Source organism: Rhodococcus sp. P3_B8 (assembly GCF_056402775.1).
On sequence record NZ_JBFUGT010000481.1, the window covers coordinates 1 to 3415 of the forward strand.

Below are 3415 nucleotides of genomic sequence, written 5' to 3' on the forward strand. Positions count from 1 at the left end.
CGCGCAAGGGGTCGACGTCCGGGTGTCGAGCGAGGAGCGCAACTCCAGCGGAGTGCCCCTCGCCGACCTCGACACCCTCACCGCGCTGGACGGAGTGCGCGCGGTGGCACCTGCCGTCAGCGGGCAGATCGTCCTCATCGACTCCGACGGCGCCGCCGTCCAGACGGGTGGTGCGCCGAGCATCGGCGAGTCGTACCTGCCGCCGGGCCAGGCGCTCGGTGAGCCCGACGAGTACGTGCAGGGCGGCCCGCCGGCTCAGGTCGGCCAGATGGCCGTCAACGCCAGCGCCGCCGAACGCGCGCAACTGGCGGTCGGCGACACCACCAAGGTTCTCGTGCCCGCTCGCGGCATGGTCGACGTCACCGTCTCCGGCATCTACGACACCGGCAACGAGACCGGTGGATTCATCGGCGCGACGTTCGTCGACTCGCAGGCCCGCGAACTGTTCACCGACGGCAAGCACGTCGAGTACATCGACGTCGCCGGGACGGGCGTGTCCCAGACCGAACTGCGCGACGAGATCGCCGCGGCCCTTCCCGACGCGAAGGTCCAGACCGGCGACGAGGTGCGCGAGGAGACCAAGGCGCAGGTGACCGAGGCGCTGAGCTTCATCAACTACTTCCTCCTCGCATTCGGTGCGATCGCCCTGCTCGTCGGCACGTTCATCATCTACAACACGTTCTCGATGATCGTGGCCCAGCGTCTGCGCGAACTGGCGCTGCTCCGCGCGATCGGCGCCAGCCGCAAGCAGGTGGGTCGTTCCGTGGTCTTGGAGGCCCTCGTGGTCGGCGTGATCGGCAGCGCGATCGGGATCGCCGCCGGCGTCGGCCTGGCCTACGGTCTGCGGGCACTGCTGAACGCGTTCGACGTCGGTCTGCCCGAAGGTCCCCTGCAGGTGGGGCCGCGCACGATTCTCATCGCCCTCGTGGTCGGGGTGCTCGTGACGACCGTCAGCGCGTACGCACCCGCCCGGCGCGCGTCCAAGGTGCCGCCGGTCGCGGCGATGCGGGAGGAATTCGCGTCCACCGGTGACTCACTGCACGTGCGCACCATCGCCGGTGCCGTCCTCGGTGTCCTCGGTGTCGTGGGACTCGTGATCGGTTCGCGGGGCACGGGTGGTGGCGCGGCCGCCGTCGTCGGTGCCGGAGCGCTCGGTCTGATCCTCGCCGTGCTGTTCGCCGCCCCGGCGTTGTCCCGCCCGATCGTCGGGGCCCTCGGAGCGGTGCTGGCCAAGCCGTTCGGCCCGGTCGGGCGCCTGGCCCGCACCAACGCCGTGCGGAATCCGCGCCGCACGGCCGCCACCGCGTTCGCGTTGACACTGGGTCTGATGCTCGTGTCCGTCATCGGCGTGTTCGGCGCGTCCGCGAAGGCCAGCGTCAACCAGCTCGTCGACTCGGGGGTGTCCGCCGACTACGTACTCACCGGACCCAACCAGATCGGTGTGCCCAGCGGCGCGGCGAGGGCCGTGCGCAACCTCGACGACGTCCAGAGTGCCGCCGCCCTGCATCCGGTGTCCGTGAAGGTCGACGACGAGCAGGAGCAGGGCGCGTCGCTGGACGGCCCGCTCGAGGGCGTCCTCGACTACAAGCTCGTCGAGGGCGGCGCCGATCTGACGGGCAACCACCTCGTCGTGTCCCAGACGACGGCCGCGCAGAAGGGCTGGACGCTGGGGACGACCGTCCCGATGACGAGCGCCGACGGGAAGGTCGTCGACGCCGAGGTGACAGGCGTCTTCGAGGACAACCAGCTGGTCGGCGACTGGCTCGTCTCGGACGACGTGTACCGCCAGGTGATGCCCGCCGCGACCATTCCCGATCTGGCTGTCCTCATCGACGCGAAACCGGGTGCGGATCTGACGCAGCTGCGCGCCGACCTCGAATCCGCGACCAAGCAGTTCGTCGTGGTTCAGGTGCAGGACCGGGAACAGTTCAAGGGAACCCAGGGGCAGCAGATCGACACTCTTCTCGCGATCCTCTACGGACTCCTCGCACTCGCCGTCGTGATCGCGATCCTCGGCATCATCAACACGCTCGCGCTGTCGGTGGTCGAGCGCAGGCGGGAGATCGGCATGCTCCGCGCGGTCGGAATGCAGCGGTCGCAGATGCGTCGCACGATCTACCTGGAGTCGATGCTCATCGCGGTGTTCGGTGCGGCCGTCGGCGTGCTGCTCGGCATCGCATTCGGGTGGGGCTTCGTGAGCACCCTGAAGGACCAGGGTCTCGACCAGGTGACGGTGCCGTGGGGACAGGTGATCGCGATGCTCCTCGGATCCGGTGTGGTCGGTGTGCTCGCAGCGCTGTGGCCGGCGAGCCGCGCCGCCCGCACCCGGCCCCTCGAGGCCATCGCCGACCTCTGACCCGTGAGTACTTGTCAACCGCCCGCGGTTGACAAGTACTCACGGGCGCGGAGCGCGTTTGATATGACTTGTGCCAGAGATGTGATGGCGGTCATGTTCGTCGCAGGGGCAGATTGGGCGGGTACGGGGACAGTGCAGAGAATTGCGATCGTGGGAGCGGGCCTGGCAGGTCTGCGCACCGCCGAGGAGCTCCGGCGGGCCGGATACGTGGGTGACCTGGTTCTTCTGGGCGGTGAACCGCACCTTCCCTACGACCGTCCACCGCTGTCGAAGGAAGTGATGCGCGGGGAGACGAGCGACACCACGCTCAAGCCGCGTGAGTTCTTCGATGAGAAGAACATCCAGTTGCGTCTGGGTGTCGAGGCGGTCGCGGTGGACACCGGATCCCGCATCCTGAGACTCGCCGACGGCAGCGAACTCGGCTACGACGAACTGGTGATCGCCACCGGCCTCGTGCCGCGGCGGATACCGGGTCTCCCGGACCTCGCGGGCGTCCACGTTCTCCGTTCCATCGACGAGAGCCTGGCGTTGCGCGCGGACCTCGCCGAGGGCAAGCGCGCACTGATCGTCGGGGCGGGGTTCATAGGCTGCGAGCTGGCGGCGAGCATGCGGGCCGGTGGTCTCGACGTGGTGCTGGTGGAGCCGCAGCCGACGCCGCTCGCGTCCGTGCTCGGCGAGAAGGTCGGCGGACTCGTCGCCCGGCTGCACACCGGCGAGGGGGTCGACCTGCGGGCCGGTGTCGGGCTCACGTCGCTGGTGGGCACCGACCGGGTCACCGGAGCCGTCCTCGGCGACGGAACCGAGGTGGAGGTCGACGTCGTGGCGATCGGTGTCGGTTCGGTCCCGGTCACCGCGTGGCTCGACGGCTCCGGCGTCGAACTGGACAACGGTGTGGTGTGCGACGGCGTCGGACGCACGGCGGTCCCGCACGTGTGGGCGGTCGGCGACGTGGCCGCGTGGCAGCTGCGGGTGGGCGGGCGCAAACGCGTCGAGCACTGGAGCAATGCCGGTGAGCAGGCCAAGATCCTCGCCGGGGCGTTGACCGGGACCGGCGACGAG

General features: G+C 69.7%; 2 protein-coding genes. Both read left to right on the forward strand.

Features of this window, described 5'->3' with window-relative positions:
• Nucleotides 1-2356 (forward strand): ABC transporter permease (locus AC1D1G_RS43265; protein WP_477956712.1); only part of this gene is annotated, 2356 nt, incomplete at its 5' end.
• Nucleotides 2357-2449: 93 nt separating this feature from the next.
• Nucleotides 2450-3415 (forward strand): NAD(P)/FAD-dependent oxidoreductase (locus AC1D1G_RS43270; RefSeq protein WP_477956713.1); only part of this gene is annotated, 966 nt, incomplete at its 3' end.